General features: G+C 53.3%; 16 protein-coding genes. 12 read left to right on the top strand and 4 right to left on the bottom strand.

Annotation, left to right across the window (positions count from 1 at the left end):
* The first annotated feature begins 12 nt into the window (after positions 1-12).
* Genes JXO50_05175 through JXO50_05160 form a run of 4 tightly spaced genes read left to right on the top strand, consistent with a single transcriptional unit; the run spans position 13 to position 2,874 of the window.
* Entirely contained in the window at positions 13-306 is a 294-nt protein-coding gene (locus tag JXO50_05175) for a 4Fe-4S binding protein (protein ID MBN2332484.1), read from the top strand.
* The gene (locus JXO50_05170; protein MBN2332483.1) at positions 306-1,451 is read left to right on the top strand and encodes a 2-oxoacid:acceptor oxidoreductase subunit alpha; all 1,146 of its coding nucleotides are present in this window, start codon (positions 306-308) and stop codon (positions 1,449-1,451) included. The genes JXO50_05175 and JXO50_05170 overlap by 1 nt, the downstream gene beginning before the upstream one ends.
* Complete coding sequence (locus JXO50_05165; GenBank protein ID MBN2332482.1) at positions 1,448-2,296, top strand: 2-oxoacid:ferredoxin oxidoreductase subunit beta; 849 nt, start codon at positions 1,448-1,450, stop codon at positions 2,294-2,296. The genes JXO50_05170 and JXO50_05165 overlap by 4 nt, the downstream gene beginning before the upstream one ends.
* Positions 2,293-2,874 carry a 2-oxoacid:acceptor oxidoreductase family protein gene (locus JXO50_05160; protein MBN2332481.1) on the top strand — a complete coding sequence of 194 codons (582 nt, stop codon included), beginning with the start codon at positions 2,293-2,295 and terminating at the stop codon, positions 2,872-2,874. Before JXO50_05165 ends, JXO50_05160 begins: the two co-directional genes overlap by 4 nt.
* 94 nt (positions 2,875-2,968) lie before the next feature.
* Here JXO50_05160 and JXO50_05155 read toward each other — a convergent pair whose 3' ends face one another.
* The 4 genes from JXO50_05155 to JXO50_05140 all read right to left on the bottom strand — a co-directional run bounded on the left by JXO50_05155 (position 2,969) and on the right by JXO50_05140 (position 6,245).
* Positions 2,969-4,192: an acyl-CoA/acyl-ACP dehydrogenase gene (locus tag JXO50_05155; protein MBN2332480.1), complete on the bottom strand. Its 1,224-nt coding sequence runs from the start codon at positions 4,190-4,192 to the stop codon at positions 2,969-2,971.
* 389 nt (positions 4,193-4,581) lie between these two features.
* A complete protein-coding gene (locus JXO50_05150; protein ID MBN2332479.1) occupies positions 4,582-4,962 on the bottom strand; it encodes a hypothetical protein in 381 nt (126 codons plus the stop codon).
* Positions 4,907-5,212 carry a helix-turn-helix transcriptional regulator gene (locus JXO50_05145; protein ID MBN2332478.1) on the bottom strand — a complete coding sequence of 102 codons (306 nt, stop codon included), beginning with the start codon at positions 5,210-5,212 and terminating at the stop codon, positions 4,907-4,909. Before JXO50_05145 ends, JXO50_05150 begins: the two co-directional genes overlap by 56 nt.
* Before the next feature lie 442 nt (positions 5,213-5,654).
* Positions 5,655-6,245: an HDIG domain-containing protein gene (locus tag JXO50_05140; GenBank protein MBN2332477.1), complete on the bottom strand. Its 591-nt coding sequence runs from the start codon at positions 6,243-6,245 to the stop codon at positions 5,655-5,657.
* Between the two features lie 282 nt (positions 6,246-6,527).
* Between JXO50_05140 and JXO50_05135 the strand changes: the two genes are divergently transcribed.
* From JXO50_05135 to JXO50_05100, 8 genes are all read left to right on the top strand, one after another.
* A complete protein-coding gene (locus JXO50_05135; GenBank protein ID MBN2332476.1) occupies positions 6,528-8,015 on the top strand; it encodes a PAS domain S-box protein in 1,488 nt (495 codons plus the stop codon).
* A complete protein-coding gene (locus JXO50_05130) occupies positions 8,012-9,352 on the top strand; it encodes a sigma-54-dependent Fis family transcriptional regulator (GenBank protein MBN2332475.1) in 1,341 nt (446 codons plus the stop codon). The genes JXO50_05135 and JXO50_05130 overlap by 4 nt, the downstream gene beginning before the upstream one ends.
* A 473-nt stretch (positions 9,353-9,825) precedes the next feature.
* Positions 9,826-11,094 (top strand): ABC transporter substrate-binding protein, encoded by a 1,269-nt coding sequence (locus JXO50_05125; protein ID MBN2332474.1) that lies wholly within the window; start codon positions 9,826-9,828, stop codon positions 11,092-11,094.
* Between the two features lie 163 nt (positions 11,095-11,257).
* Positions 11,258-11,863: a nitroreductase family protein gene (locus JXO50_05120; protein ID MBN2332473.1), complete on the top strand. Its 606-nt coding sequence runs from the start codon at positions 11,258-11,260 to the stop codon at positions 11,861-11,863.
* A gap of 94 nt (positions 11,864-11,957) precedes the next feature.
* Positions 11,958-12,824 carry a branched-chain amino acid ABC transporter permease gene (locus JXO50_05115; GenBank protein MBN2332472.1) on the top strand — a complete coding sequence of 289 codons (867 nt, stop codon included), beginning with the start codon at positions 11,958-11,960 and terminating at the stop codon, positions 12,822-12,824.
* 2 nt (positions 12,825-12,826) lie between these two features.
* Positions 12,827-13,840 (top strand): branched-chain amino acid ABC transporter permease, encoded by a 1,014-nt coding sequence (locus JXO50_05110; GenBank protein MBN2332471.1) that lies wholly within the window; start codon positions 12,827-12,829, stop codon positions 13,838-13,840.
* 32 nt (positions 13,841-13,872) lie between these two features.
* On the top strand, positions 13,873-14,643 hold the full coding sequence (locus JXO50_05105; GenBank protein MBN2332470.1) for an ABC transporter ATP-binding protein: 771 nt from the start codon (positions 13,873-13,875) through the stop codon (positions 14,641-14,643).
* Positions 14,630-15,376 (top strand): ATP-binding cassette domain-containing protein, encoded by a 747-nt coding sequence (locus JXO50_05100; protein ID MBN2332469.1) that lies wholly within the window; start codon positions 14,630-14,632, stop codon positions 15,374-15,376. Before JXO50_05105 ends, JXO50_05100 begins: the two co-directional genes overlap by 14 nt.

The following is a 15,376-nucleotide window of genomic DNA, read 5'->3' as shown; positions in this document are numbered from 1 at the left end:
AGGAACATTATAATGGAAAAACAGCTTGAAACAACGCTGGCGACCCCGGTTAAAACCGCGACGGCAACGACAAAAGCACTCCCAAAAATCACCGTTTTCACCGACTGGTGCAAACAGTGCGGCATCTGCGTTGCCTTCTGCCCCCAGCAGGTCCTGGCGATGGACGAGCACCGCCGGGTTTTTGCCAAATACCCGGACAAATGCATCGCCTGCCACATGTGTGAACTTCGCTGTCCCGATTTTGCCATCACGGTAAAAGAACCTGAACAGACAGCCAGCGGCAAGACAAAGGAGGAAACGGTCTGATGAGCAGCAAGTCCCATGCCTATCGGCTGATGCAGGGTAATGAAGCGGTGGCCGAAGGGGCACTGGCCGCCGGTGTCCGCTTTTTTGCCGGTTACCCCATTACCCCGTCAACGGAAATTGCCGAGATTCTCTCCTCCAGGCTGCCGGCCCTGGGTGGCAAATTCATCCAGATGGAAGATGAAATCGCCAGCATTGCCGCCATTATCGGGGCATCCCTGGGGGGCATGAAGTCGTTGACGGCAACCTCCGGCCCCGGTTTTTCCCTGATGCAGGAAAATCTTGGCTACGCCTGTCTTACCGAAATCCCCATTGTGATTGTCAACGTCATGCGGGGCGGACCATCCACCGGCCTGCCCACCAGCCCTTCCCAGGGAGACGTCATGCAGGCCCGCTGGGGAACCCATGGTGATCACCCGATCATTGTTCTCTGCCCGTCGTCGGTAGAAGAGGCCTTCCATTACACCATCAAAGCGGTTAATTTTGCTGAAAAATACCGCAATCCGGTCATCCTCCTGATGGATGAGGTCATCGGCCACATGCGGGCCCGGGTTGACCTGCCACCCTGGTCGATGGTGGAAACCGTCAGCCGGATCAAACCCAGCATGCCGCCCGAGTGGTATATTCCTTACGAACGCACCTCCATGGGTGTTTCGCCTATGGCCAGCTTCGGTGATGGCTACCGCTACCATGTCACCGGTCTGGTCCATGATATGCAAGGATTCCCCACCGGTAAACCCCGGGAAGTGCAAGAAAACATTATCAGTTTGTTCAAAAAGATTGAACGGGGCTTCAAAGAGATCTGCCTGGTGGACTATCTCCACATGGATGATGCGGAATACGCCATTGTTGCCTATGGCTGCATGGTTCTCTCAGCCCAGTCGGCAGTGGAACAGCTGCGGGCCGCTGGCATTAAGGTAGGATTGATTAAATTCGGCACCCTCTGGCCGTTCCCCCGGTTTGCCCTCGAACGTTTTCTGCCCCAACTGAAAACCCTGCTGGTGCCCGAATTGAATATGGGGCAGATCTACCGGGAAGTCCTGCGGGTCAACGCCGGCCATTCGGTGGTTGAAAAAATCAATAAAATCAACGGGGAAATCATCACCCCCGAGGAAATTATCAAAGCTATCAAGGGGACTGCACGATGATCAGCAACTCTGAACTGGTCAAAAAATACTGCCGTCACAATAAGAAGTTTCCCCATATCTGGTGCCCCGGCTGCGGCAACGGTATTATTCTCAGTGGTTTACTGCGGGCCATAGACGGGCTGGGGCTGGCCAAGGATGATATCGCCTTTGTCTCCGGCATTGGCTGTTCCAGTCGGGCACCGGTCTATGTTGATTTCAACACCCTCCATACAACCCATGGCCGGGCTCTTGCCTTTGCCACCGGGCTGAAACTGGCAAAACCAAAGCTCAACGTTATCATCGCCACCGGCGACGGCGATGCCACCGCCATCGGCGGCAATCACTTTATCCATGCCTGCCGCCGCAATATTGATATGACGGCGATTATTTTCAACAACTACATTTACGGCATGACCGGCGGCCAGTACAGCCCCACGACTCCCCATGGGGCCAAAGGCTCCACCTGCCGGGCCGGCAACATTGAAAATCCCTTTAATATTTCGGCCCTGGCCGAAGCGGCCGGCGCTTCCTTCGTCGCCCGAACCACCTCCTATCATGTCATGCAGCTCCAGGATCTGATTAAAAAAGCCATCCGCCACCGGGGTTTTTCGGTAGTTGAAGTTCTCACCCATTGCCCGACCCTTTACGGTCGGTTGAACAAGGTGGGGGGCGCCCCGGAGATGCTCCAGTGGCAGAAAGAGGTGGCCATCCCCAAAAATAAGGCGGCCAGCTTGACGTCGGAGGAACTGGAAGGAAAAGTTGTCACCGGGGTGCTGGTGGAGAGAGATCTGCCTGAGTACGGTGACCTCTACAATGAAATAATCCGCGAAGCTCAGCAGCAGGCAAGTGGGGAACAGACATCATGAAACAGGGACGAACGGAGATCCGGCTGGCTGGCAGCGGCGGCCAGGGACTGATCACCGCCGGCATTATTCTCGCCGAAGCGGCCATTTTTGACGGTAAAAATGTGGTTCAAAGTCAATCCTACGGCCCCGAGGCCCGGGGCGGCGCCAGCAAGGCGGAGGTCATCATCGCCGATGGCCCGATCTCGTACCCGAAAGCCACTTGGGTGGATATTTTTCTCGCCATGTCCCAGAAAGCCTGCGATCAGTATCTCTACGACCTGACCGTGGACGGCACCTTTATCGCCGATACCACCTATGTCACCCAGGTTCCCACCAGCCGGGCACTCACCGTCCCCATCTCGGGCAAAACCACGGAAAAGTTCGGCAAGGAACTGTTCAGCAATATTGTCGCCCTCGGCGTTCTGGTGGGCGCCACCGGCGTCGTCACCCGCAAGGCCATAGAAACCGCCGTGCTTGCCCGGGTGCCGAAAGGCACCGAGAACATCAACAGTGAAGCGCTGAACTTCGGCTTCCAACTGGCCGCCCAGGCCTTGGATGACGGCAAAGAAGACGTTGGCGAGATAGCTGCCGACGACTGATACTCCTCACAATCCGGTTCGATCGATATGAAAATTGTCACCGGCACCGCGGCTTCACGAGGTGCAGCCTGCCGATTTCATGCCGGTTTTCACGTTATTCGTAGACCTTCTCTTCTTCATCCAGACCAACGGCATCCTGTTCAAGGTCGCGGGGTACGTGCTGTTCGGCCGCCAGTTCACGATAATATTCATGCTGAATCAACAGATTCATGACCTCATTGGTGCCGGTCCAGATCATCATCAGGCGGATATCCCGCAACAGTCGTTCAACCGGATAAATATCCGTATAGCCAATGCCACCCATGACCTGCATGGCATTGTTGACCACTTCCCAGGCCGCCTCGGTGGCTGTTTTCTTGGCCTCGGAAACCAGCCGGCGGGCGTCCAGACCGCTGTCGATCATTAGGGCGGCAGTATAAGCCAGCGAGGTTGCCGCATCAAGAAGTGCGATGCTGTCGGCTATCTTGAAATTCACCCCCTGGAACTTCATGATCTTCCGGCCGAAAGCTTTGCGCCGCGTCGTGTAGCGGGTTGCCACCTCAAGGGCGCCGCGAGCGGCACCCAAGGCTCCACCGGCACTGGTCATTCTTTCCGGCACCATCATCCGGTTGAAAATCCTGGCTCCTTCATTTTCTCCGCCCACCAGGTTGACCGCCGGCACCCGGACATTATCAAAAATGATTCTCCCAGTGCCACCGCCCCGGGTTCCCATCAGGCCGTAGAGTTTTTTGACCTCAACCCCCATGGAACGTTCGACAATAAACAGGCTGATGGACTGATCGGGGGGATTGTCAGGCGCGGTTTTGACATAGACCAAAAAGACATCAGCCCCTTCGGCGCCAACCACAAAACGCTTCTGACCATTGAGGATGTAATCACCGCCCTGCCTGCGGGCGGTGGTGGTGGCACCAAAAAAGTCCGAACCACCCCGGGGTTCCGTCAGGGCTTCGGCACTGAACAGCTCCGCCGTCAGGATAGGCTTCAGGTACTGCTCCTTTTGCGCCTGAGTGCCAAACAGATGAAGCGCTTCGCCAACAATAGAGGGCATGGCATAGTGACAGCCCAACGTTGAACCCAAAATCCCCACCTCTTCCATGGCTGTCATCTCCCCTACCCAATTCATCCCCCGACCGCCATCGGCGGGCGCAAAACGCAGCCCGAGAAGCTGCTCCCCGGCGGCCGAACGGATAAACTCCCTGGCAAATTCAATCTCGCCACTGTCCATTGACTTGACCAGTTCCGGGGGAACTGTTTTGACAAATTCCCTCACCTCAACCTTGAGCTTCCGCTGTTCATCATTAAGCAGGAAATCAAACATAACCTTCTCTCCTTTTTCTCGGGTAGCGTTGCAGATTCTCTCTCAAGACTCCAGGGTAAAGCTGAGCGTGTAAAGATCGCCATGGGTATACACAGATCCCTCTTCATCAGCTGGCTGCCGATGGCCACCTTGCGGCCGATCAGTTCCGCGGTCGCCCGGTCGGGATCCACCCCCTGCAGGCGGCAGCATACCCTTGGCCAAAGTCATAGAAGCACAGGCCCTCAAGGGCGAGAATTTCGGCGATGGTAAAACAGACATCAATGACGGCCGGGGTAAGGCCGGCCGAAGACCTGACGCTGACGGCAGCAATCAACCATTAACATCTTCAGCTCTTCCGTCAGGGCGCAATCCCCTTGCCTTCTCTTTGGCAATGCACCTGTTGTTCTTTTTTACGCCCTTTCAGCCGCCGCGCAACCGCTGTCCTTTTGGTTCATGCCGGCACCATGCACAAAGACCTCAGCCATAATATCCACCATGTCATCGATCTTTAGATCACCATCAGGATCAAACCAGAAATACAGCCAATGCATCATACCGATAAAGATGAAGGTCAATGCGGTTGGATTCTGATTTTTCAGCTGGCCATCCTTCTGCAGCCTGGCAATATAATCCCGCAACTGATGCACATTATCCTTTTCCTTTTGCAGAATAATCTGTTTGTACTCCGGGCTGAGATACTCGATGTCATGGAGGAGAATCTTATTGGCATCAAGATTATTGAAAAAAGCTTCCACATATTCCCGGCTGACGGCAGCGATGATCTCTTTCACCCCCCCCGGTTTTGGCCACCGGCTGACTCAAGGCCTTTTTCATATTGGCAATCAGCTCGTCCGATGCCCGGTTGACAATCTGGAAAAGAATCTCCTCTTTGCCTTTGAAATGGTGATACAGAGCCGCCTTGCTGATCCCGGCCCGCTCCGAAATCTCCCTGGTGGTCGCTTTTTCATATCCCTTTTCAAAAAAAATCTGTCGGGCAACGGCAACAATCACATCGGCCGTATGACCTTTACTCGCATTCATGAAATCCCCCCGGAAATTTTCTGCTTCGCTTGCCACTTCAACAACACGCTCACCATCTTTGTTGGGAGAATTGCCGGCCACTTTTTTAAGCCGCCAACCGGACCACATTGAAGCTAGCAAACCGTTGATCTCCATCTCACCGCCAGCTCTCAGAGAAACATCCCCCTTGCCTACCGAGCGCCCGCTCGGTTTTTTATTGAAAAAAAAATCTCATCTGTTTTTTCCTGCTGCAACAATCATCCCTCCATTTCCCGCGGCACAAAAAAATGAAGCATTGTTCATAGTGGCGCCTACCACAGCTGTCCAAGGCTGTCAAAATAAAATAAGAGAGGTGCTACTGTGCCGGCCAGTTATCAAGGATTTTTGTCGATTATTACAAGTCCGTCAAGGAAGTATCATGCACAACCGGCAACTGAAACCCCGTGACAGGTTATTGTCTCAATCAGCAAGCACCGTCGTCACCCATTCCCAGACCAATCTGGTCGGCAACCTGACGCATGCCCATGATCACATCGGCAATCAGCTCCTGGGTCTCAACACCAAGCATTCGGGCCCCCTTTTCAATAATCCCCCGGTCTACTCCGGCGGCAAAGCCTTTCTGGGTCCACTTCTTGCGAACCGACTTGGGGGTCAGGTCCATGACACTTTTTGATGGCCGGACCAAGGCACTGGCCGCCACCAAACCGGTCAACTCATCGATGGCGTACAAGGTCTTTTCCAGGCGGGACCGGGGTTCAACTTCAACGCAGATGCCCCAGCCATGGGAGACAACCGCCCTGACATATTCGGCCGGCCAGCCCCGCTCTTCAAGGATTTCCGCAGTTTTTTTGCAGTGCTGGTCGGGATATTGTTCATAATCCAGATCATGGATGAGGCCGATAATACCCCATTGTTCCTGGTCCTCACCATGCTTTTCAGCCAGGTAGCGCATCACCCCTTCAACAGCCAGCGCATGATGAATCAGTGAGGGATTGCGGTTGAATTCCTGCAGCAGAGCAAATGCCTCTTGGCGGGTCGGGATGCGCTCTTCCATGCTTCTTCCTTTCACCATGTAGAGAACCAGTCAGGAAACAATGACTGTCACTATGTACCATAGCCTGCCGCCAAAAACCAAGCATTTCCCGGAGAGCACCAGTTTTCCGTCATCAGGAGCGGGACCCCATCTGGGCCCTCCCTTTTCCGGGAATGCCCGCGACTGGCATGAAAAAGCTCTTTTTTAGATTGCCATCCGCAGAAGGGTGGTCTATAAAAAAACAAGGCTGGCGACAGCCCCAGGCAAAACCTCCAGTCCACTGTTTCACAATGGTTGCACGCCATGAAACTCTGCGAATTTTTACGGCTTCACCGACAGGATATTATCTCCGAATGGGTTGCCCTGCTTAATCGAAGCGTCAGTGAACGCTACAACAGATTGCCGGCTGCCGAGTTGGAGAAAACCGTCACCAGGGCATACGATGCCAACTATTCTGTCATCTGCGACCATAACTGGCAGCCCATCGAAGAATTCATTGTCTTCATCACCAGGATTCGCCTTGAGCGAGAGTTTACCCTCTCCGAGGTCCAGCGGGCCTTCGGCATCTTCAGGACGATCATGATTAACCGCCTGCCCCTGATCTTTCACGGCGAGGAGCTGAAACATGCCTTGTTATCGATCAACAACTCCGTCGATGTAACCATCAACTGGTTCAGTGAATACTTTCAGGAGAAGCACGAAGAGGAGATGAAAGCACTCCTCAAAACCCTCGAGCAGAAAGCCAAGAAGCGCACTGAAGAACTCTACAATTCGGAAAAACGCTATCGGACCCTGGTGGAAGATATCAACGATGGTTATTTTGTCTGCCGTAACCAGCAGGTCATCTTCGCCAACCGGGCTTTTGGCGAGATGTTCGGCAAGGAAGCAAGCGCACTGATCGGAAAACACTACGATGATCTGTTTGCCAATCTTGACGAACAGTTCACCGCCGTTGCCAAACCGGAAATTTTTGAGGCCAGGGCGGTACGTACCGACAGCAGCGAGTTCCCGGTGGAAATCAAGGTCAACCAGGTGACGTTTGAAGGCCAGCAGGCCCTTGCCGGCGTTTGCCGAGATATTACCGAACGCCGCGAATCGGTTAGAAAAGAACTTGAGCACGAACGCCTGGCGATCATTGGCCGTTTAGCCACCGTTTTTGCCCATGAAATCCGCAACTCCCTTTCCTCCATTAAAGTAAACATCAGAATTTTGCAACGCAAACTGGAACTGGCGGAAAATGACAGCCGGCGGATGGCTATCATCCTTCGCGATATCGATAAGCTGGATAAAATCCTGCAGGAAACCCTCTATTTCTCCAAACCCATCGAAATCAGCCCCAGCAGCCATGATATCAATACTGTCCTGGAGATGGTAATCAGCGGGTTTGAAGAAGTCCTCAACCTGAATGGAATTACTCTTTCACGGCAACTTTCGCCGGGGATTCCCGAGCTTACCATTGACCACACCATGATGGAAATGGTTTTTGACAACCTGATCAGGAATGCCATTGAGGCCCTTGGGGAACAGAAGGGTCAGAAGAAATTGACGATATCCACCCGCCGGCAGCAAAAAAACATGGTTGCCATAACAATTCATGATAATGGCAGCGGCATCAGCAAGGACGATCTAGCGCATATTTTCCAACCCTTCTATACCACCAGAAAACACGGTATCGGTTTGGGGCTCAGCAATGTTGAACGAGTCATCGAGGAGCATGGCGGCCATATCATAGCCACCAGCAGCCCTGAAACCGGCACCCTTTTCACCGTCTCCCTTCCAGGCATGAAATGATTAGCATTGTGATCGTAGACGACAACCTGGAGCTGCTTGAAAGCCTGGAAATCTACTTTCAGGAAAAAGGCTATGCGGTCGCCACCGCAGCCAATGGCAGTGATGGCATCAGGCTCATCAAAAGTGTAAGGCCGGACATCGCCATCATTGACCTCAGGCTGCCGGACACCGATGGCTTGGCCATCCTGAAAGCCCTGAAGGAGGATTGCATACCGTGCAAGTCAGTGGTCATCACCGCCTACCAGGACATGGAAACCACCGTGCAGGCAATCAAGCTTGGCGCTTTTGACTATCTTCATAAGCCGGTCGATATTGATGCTCTGGATGCAATCCTTGAAAAAGCGCTCAGCGGCGCAGTTGAAGCAGAGTGTCTGACCGTACCCGATGAGCATTTTAAAGAAAACACCATTATTGGAAAATCAAACGACCTTAAAGAAATCTTTAAAATCATCGGCCTCATTTCGGAAGTTAAAACCACCGCCCTGATTGTCGGTGAAAGCGGCACCGGCAAAGAACTCATTGCCAGAGCTATTCACTACCACAGTTCGCTGGCCGATGAGCCCTTTATCGCCCTGAACTGTTCAGCTATCGTCGAAAACCTGCTTGAAAGTGAATTGTTCGGCCACGAACAGGGAAGCTTCACCGGCGCCAGCACAACCAAAAAAGGTAAACTGGAGATTGCCGGCAACGGCACGTTGTTCCTTGATGAAATAAGTGAAGTTCCCGTTCATCTCCAGGCAAAGCTTTTGCGTTTCATGCAGGAAAGAGAGTTTGAGCGGGTAGGAGGCAATCGCAAAATAAAATTCAATGCCAGGATTATCGCCGCCGCCAACCGTGATCTTCAACAGATGGTTAACCGGGGGGAATTTCGGGAAGATCTTTATTTCCGCTTGAAAGTCTTTGAAATTCATGTCCCGCCTTTAAGGAAACGGAAAGAGGACATCCCGCTGCTGGTTGAATACCTGGTAAAAAAAATCAACCTAACCACCGGCAAACATATTCGGCGCATACCAATGGCAGCCGTCGATCAGTTTCTTGATTATGACTGGCCGGGAAATATACGTGAACTGGAAAATGTCCTGACCAGGGCGATGGTCCTCTCTAAGGGGGATACCCTGTCGGCATCATCCATTGCCGATCTCTTGCGCAAAAAGGAGGCCCAGCCCGTGGCTTCTGCCGCGCTGCCCACCCTGAAAGAGATCGAAGCCGAACACATCCAGCGGGTTCTTGACCATTATCACGGCAACATCTCCCAAACGGCCAGAGCCCTGGGGATCACCAGGCCAACGCTGAGAAACAAAATAAAGGCATTGGCAATCGCACCAACCGGAAAATAATTTTCCACCAGAAAAAAAATCATCCACCTTCCGCCGCCTTTTTTCGCTAAAAAAACAATCTATTGATGTTCCGACACCAACGTGCGGCACAGGGAACACCCATCAACCCTCTACCATGCACCCGTCGTCCTGCGGCAATACTCCCGAAATGAAGAACAGTATTCTAAAAAAAACCAACCAAAACATAGTGATAAGCACTTTACAACCGGCCACAAAGCTTGCATGAAAAATAACGCACCGGCTGTCATCTAATTTTTTGTGTTTTATTCAGTAAAATACTATTTCATGGCATACCGATTGCTACTCAATACCGTGTTCATCCGGTCATGGTTGCGTCCCGATGGATGCGATCAGTTCTCAGGGAGAGGACGCCACGCAGGCGGTTATGCCGCCTACTGGGAACTGGCTGCCCGAACGGGGATCAGGATTTCCGTTTGGAAGCAATTTGAACAATCCAAGCAGGAGGTGAAAGAATGAACATCAGCAGGAAATTAGTAGGGATTGTTGTTGGGTTGACGATTTTGTTCGTCGGCAGCCTCGCCGTGGCATCGCTGCCCGGCAAACCCATAGTTCTCGGGTGTCCCCTGTCAACCGCCTTTCTCTATGGCTGGGATGCCGAAAGGGGGATCAAGCTGGCGGTGGAAGAGATCAATAACGCCGGCGGAGTCACCATCAATGGTGTCGGCCATCCCCTTCAGGTTGAAGTCATCGACACCAGGGATCTCGAAGCCGGCGTACCGGTCAGCGAGGCACTGCTTGGGGTTGAAAAGCTGATTCTCGAAAAAAAGGCGGATTTCATTGTTGGTGGACCCGTCCGTTCGGAGGCCGCTCTGGCCGTCATGGATCTGCTCAACAAGTATCAGAAAGTCTCCATTGTGACCACCGGCGTGCTCAGTCCCGGGTATCATAAAAGGATTGCGGCAGACTACGACAAATATAAATACTGTTTTCGCAACTCATCGGAGATTATCACGATCGGCAAAGATATGATCAAGGTATTCAACCAGTTGCACAGCGAGTCGGGGCTAAAGAAAGCCTTCATCATGGTGCAGGATGTCGCCCATGCCCGCAAGGCCGGTGGCTTTATTGCCAAGCTGCTTAATGAAACCGGCAACTGGGAAGTTCTCGGAGAAGAGATCTACCCCACCGGGGCAACTGATTTCTCCATGGGGTTATTGAAGGCCCGGCGACTGAACGCTGAAGTGCTTTTCATTTGGATGGATATGCCTGAATCGGCCATTCTGCTTAAACAGTGGAAAAACATGAAGATGAAATGCGTCCCCATGGGCTTCATGTCAGCGGCAGAACAGCCGAATTTCTGGGAAGCCACCAACGGCAACTGCGAATATACCATCGTCGACGCGGTCAATGGTGGCAATGTTTCGGCAACCATCACCCCCTGGACCATGAAATTCGTTGATGGCTACAAGAAAAAATGGGGCCTGGAGCCGGAAGGCTACGGTGCGTCATCCAGTTACATGGCCGTCTACCAGCTGAAAGCCGCCATTGAAGCAGGCAACAGCCTGGCAGCCGATGACGTCATTAAAGGGCTCGAAAATCTCGATATGATGGGCGTCTACGGTCGGATGAAATTTGATCAAAGCCACCAGATCATTCCTGCCGATGATCCGCAAATAGGAGCCACAGGCTGCATTTTCCAATGGCAGGATGGCAAAAGGGTGCAGTTTTTCCCCAAAGCCGGAGCAACGGGAACCATCATGCTGCCGCCCTGGATGAAGTAGACGAGCGGCCAACACCAACACCCTTTCCCGGCGGACATTTCTGGGAAAATCAGCTCGGTGAACATCCCATACAGCTTATGGTATGCTGACCGTGTCCACCGGGAAAGGGCAGTTCCGATGCAACTGTTGCAAGGCAGCGGGCTCACCCCAAGGAGTGACAGATATGGATATTTCTACCCTGCAAGATCTGCTGCGGGAAAGGACAAGCTGTCGATCGTATGTCGCCGGGGAGGCAATCCCCGCGGCCGCGATAACTGCCATTATTGCGGCCGGTCAGCAGGCCCCCAATCCCCTCAACCAGCAACCCTGGTCCTTTATTGTCATCGATAATGCCGCCATCAAAAAAAAATTGCGTCAAGCCGGCGAAAACGCCAAACAGATAGTCCTTGAAAAAGGTGGGCCTGAGTGGGTGGGCGGCTTCAATATCGACTTCATGGAAGACGCCCCCTTGGTCATCGCCGTCCTGGTAGATCCCCAAAAAGGCGGCATCGGTCACTATTTCAACCAGCCAGCGGGCAGCATCCAAGCAGGTTCAGCCTGCATCCAGAACATGCTGCTCGCCGCCGCCGCCCTCAATCTGGGAACACTCTGGTTTACCTTCTTCAACCCTGACGATGTCAGAGATATCCTGCAGATTCCGGCCAACCTGGAGATTGCCGGCTTGGTCTATATCGGCACAATCAACGGCACCCCTGGCAGAAGTAAGCGGCACAAACCGATCATCTACGATAACCAGTTTGGCATACAGGCACAAGAGGCTGACGATTGATTGCTCGGCGCTCAAAACCGCTTAAAACCTATCCCCGACAGTTTTGCATAGTGGGATTCACGCACTCCGGGGTTTTCCAACAGAGGGAACAGCAGTGGAAATACTGATTTATGGCCTGGTCAACAGCCTCAAGCTGATCTTGATTGCTTTCGGCTTCACCCTGGTGTACGGCATCAGCCGCCTGCCCAACTTTGCCCATGGAGCCATTTTTGTTTTCACCGGCTTTATCGCCTGGATCATGATTCACACGCTGGGGCTGCCCTACATCCCGGCAGCGTTATTGTCGCTGCTCAGTGCCGCGCTTGTCGGCGTCATCATCTATCAGTTCATTCTCAAACGCATCCGGGGCATGAACATGAATGAGATCATTGCCACCTATGCCATCGGGGTGGCCCTCATTGAAACCTTTCGCTGGCTGGGGTTCAAGGGGACCAGCTTCACCCTGCCGGTTCTGGTGGAAGGCATGACATTCATCGGTGACGTGCCTATCGATTACCAGCGGATTATGGTGGTGGTGATTGGCATTGCCATGCTGGTCATGACCTGGGCTTTTACCAAATTCACCAAAACAGGGCTGGCATTACGCGGCATCGCCCAAGATGAAAGAGCTGCCATGATGCTGGGCATCGATTCCGACATGACCGGCACCATCGCCATGGCACTGGGCTCGGCCATGTCCGGACTGGCCGCCCTGGTGCTGTTTCCCCTGGGCAGCATCGTGGTGGAAGCCGGCTACAACACTCTGATCTTTGCACTGGCGGTCTGCATGGTGGGCGGCATCGGCAGCTGGAGCGGTACGATTATCGCCTCGTTCGTCTTGGGCTTTGCCCAGATCATTACAGTCACCTATTTTGCCACCCATTTCCAGATGGTGGTAACCCTGGCAGCGATCATTCTCACCCTGATCATTAAACCTTCAGGGATTTTCGGCAAGCATAAAGAGTTGGAAGAAAGGGTGTAGGAATGAAAACGGGTATGCGCAAAGAAAGGATTGACCGGGGCATCAAAGTACGCTCAGAAGGAATTTATGCCCTCTCGTCATGGCAGGAGCTCTCCTATCTGCTGGCACCGCGAATGCTGTTGATCATCGGGTTGCTGGCCGCTCCCCTGGTGCTGTTCTTCTTCCCCTACTGGCAGAAGGTGCTGCTGATCATCTGCATCTTTTCCCTGCTGTCCATGTCCTTTGACTTCCTCGCCAACTATGTCGGCCTGGTATGCCTTGGCGGCGCTTTTTTTGTCGGCGTGGGAGGCTACGGCGCCGCACTGCTCAATAAATTTCTCCACCTGCCGCCATTGCTGTCAATCCCGGCAGCCGCTCTGGGGGGGGCACTGTTCTGCACCCTGTCTCTGCTGCCCTGCCTGCCGCTGCGCGGAGTCTATTTCGCCATTATCACTCTCATGTATCCGCTGATGATGACCCGGATTATCGAGGCCTTTGAACTTTTCGGCGGCACCAACGGCTTGATGGATATCGCCGGTTTCGCCAACCCCTGGGTGGAACAATATTTTCTGGTCATCGCTACCCTGGTGTTTCTTTTCGCCCTGCGCCGGCTGGCGGTTGAAGATATCGGCCTGGTGATCAAGGGGGTCAAGGATAATGATCAGTCGGTCAGGGCTTCCGGCATCAACATTACCACCGTGAAAGCAAAGGCCATTTTTCTCGCCTCCTTTCTTGGATGTTTTGCCGGTGCCTACCTGGCGCACATTTACATGTGGGCCGGGCTGTCCATGTTTGCCCTGGATTTTTCCATCATACCCATTGCAGCAACCGTGATCGGCGGCGGCGGCTCCCTGCTGGGCGCCGTGATCGGCAGTATTCTGCTGGTGCCGCTTTCGGAAGCGCTGCGCGCTTTCGGACCGTTGCGCATCGTCTTCTATTCATTGATTCTGACCGTGGTTATCGTTGTCAAAGGTGAAGGTTTGCTCAGCTATCTGGCCCGCAAATACTACCAGTTTGAACGCTGGATAAACATCTAACATTCCCCCAAATACGGTACTTCCCAATGGCAATGCTTGAAGTCAAAAACCTGACAAAAAAATTCGGCGGGGTAACGGCCCTGAACGATATCAGCTTCTCCCTTGAAAAAGGGGAGATTTTTGGCATTATCGGCCCCAATGGTTCGGGAAAAACCACCCTGATCAACTGCATTACCGGCTTCGTCAGTACCACCGAAGGCGACATTGTCTTTAACGGCAGAAACATCAAGGGAATGAAACCCCACCGAATCGTCAACCTCGGCATCTGCCGGACCTTCCAAATCATGCGGCCCTACAGCAGCCTGCCGGCATACAAAAATCTGGTCATCCCTCTCTACGGTCCCCGGGCCCGCAAAACCGGCGGCTGGCGGGGCGGCGGCCGCCATGGGGACCGCAACAGCATCGCCTTGGATCTACTGGAGGAGGTTGGCTTTGAACGGGAATCGAAAATACCCTACAAACTGGCCGGCACCCTGCCCACCGGCTATCTTAAAAGGCTGGAACTAGCCCGCTGTCTGGCATTGGACCCTGATCTACTGATCTGTGACGAGGTGTTTTCCGGTCTGAGCATGAGTGAAATTGCCTCAATGGTTCCCCTGATCACCAAGCTGAACGATTCCGGGGTAACAATTATCATGATCGAACACCGGCTCAAAGAGCTGTTCCAGGTGGCGAAGCGGGTGATGGCTATCAGTTACGGCGATAAAATCGTTGAAGGATCGCCGGAAAAGGTGATGGCAAACGCGCAGGTAAGAGAGGCGTATCTCGGGGTGGAGGAGGAGCAGAGTGATGCTGGTTGCTGAAGAACTGATGGTTTTTTATGAAAATATGCTGGCCATCAACAATATCAACCTTCGCTGTCAGCCGAATCAGATTGTTGGTGTTTTCGGCGCCAACAGTGCCGGCAAATCCACCCTCATGTATACCCTGTCAGGGATCATTCTTGATTTAATGAAAAAAGAGAAGATGCGCGGCGGCGAACGGATAACGGTTATGGGCAGCATAACCCTCAATGGTGAAGATATCAGCACGATGAAGCCCCACCTGCGGGCCCGCCGGGGGCTGGTTCTCTGCCCCGAGCGCCGACGTCTTTTCCCGGAAAGCAGCGTCTTGGAAAACCTTAAAATTGGCGGCTACATGGCCAGCAAACAGGAGGCCCGGGAAACGCTGGACTATGTCCTGGAAATTTTTTCACCTCTAAAAAAACTGCTGCGTCGACCGGCCGGTTTTTTAAGCGGCGGCGAACAGCAGATGGCCGCCATTGGCAGAGCCCTGATGGCACAACCCACCATGCTGCTGCTTGACGAACCTCTGCTCGGTTTGAGCCCGGCCTATCAGCAGGTGGTAATGCAATCCGTAAAACGGATACGAGAGACGCGGAAGATATCAATCATCATTACCGAACAATACGCCCGGCCGGTTATTCCGGTGGTTGACTACGCCTATATCATGGAAAACGGCTCCGGGGTGATGGCCGGCACCAGCGCCGAATTAATGAACAACCCTGACGTTAAATCAGCTTATTTTGGGGTCTGA

Source organism: Candidatus Anaeroferrophillus wilburensis (genome assembly GCA_016934315.1).
Lineage (GTDB): Bacteria > Desulfobacterota > Anaeroferrophillalia > Anaeroferrophillales > Anaeroferrophillaceae > Anaeroferrophillus > Anaeroferrophillus wilburensis.
This window is presented reverse-complemented; position numbering and strand designations above follow the sequence as displayed.

Coding starts and splice junctions, on each gene's coding strand:
- JXO50_05175 (MBN2332484.1), top strand. CDS start 13: ATGGAAAAACAGCTTGAAACAACGCTGGCGACCCCGGTTAAAACCGCG.
- JXO50_05170 (MBN2332483.1), top strand. CDS start 306: ATGAGCAGCAAGTCCCATGCCTATCGGCTGATGCAGGGTAATGAAGCG.
- JXO50_05165 (MBN2332482.1), top strand. CDS start 1,448: ATGATCAGCAACTCTGAACTGGTCAAAAAATACTGCCGTCACAATAAG.
- JXO50_05160 (MBN2332481.1), top strand. CDS start 2,293: ATGAAACAGGGACGAACGGAGATCCGGCTGGCTGGCAGCGGCGGCCAG.
- JXO50_05155 (MBN2332480.1), bottom strand. CDS start 4,192: ATGTTTGATTTCCTGCTTAATGATGAACAGCGGAAGCTCAAGGTTGAG.
- JXO50_05145 (MBN2332478.1), bottom strand. CDS start 5,212: ATGAATGCGAGTAAAGGTCATACGGCCGATGTGATTGTTGCCGTTGCC.
- JXO50_05140 (MBN2332477.1), bottom strand. CDS start 6,245: ATGGAAGAGCGCATCCCGACCCGCCAAGAGGCATTTGCTCTGCTGCAG.
- JXO50_05135 (MBN2332476.1), top strand. CDS start 6,528: ATGAAACTCTGCGAATTTTTACGGCTTCACCGACAGGATATTATCTCC.
- JXO50_05130 (MBN2332475.1), top strand. CDS start 8,012: ATGATTAGCATTGTGATCGTAGACGACAACCTGGAGCTGCTTGAAAGC.
- JXO50_05125 (MBN2332474.1), top strand. CDS start 9,826: ATGAACATCAGCAGGAAATTAGTAGGGATTGTTGTTGGGTTGACGATT.
- JXO50_05120 (MBN2332473.1), top strand. CDS start 11,258: ATGGATATTTCTACCCTGCAAGATCTGCTGCGGGAAAGGACAAGCTGT.
- JXO50_05110 (MBN2332471.1), top strand. CDS start 12,827: ATGAAAACGGGTATGCGCAAAGAAAGGATTGACCGGGGCATCAAAGTA.
- JXO50_05105 (MBN2332470.1), top strand. CDS start 13,873: ATGCTTGAAGTCAAAAACCTGACAAAAAAATTCGGCGGGGTAACGGCC.
- JXO50_05100 (MBN2332469.1), top strand. CDS start 14,630: ATGCTGGTTGCTGAAGAACTGATGGTTTTTTATGAAAATATGCTGGCC.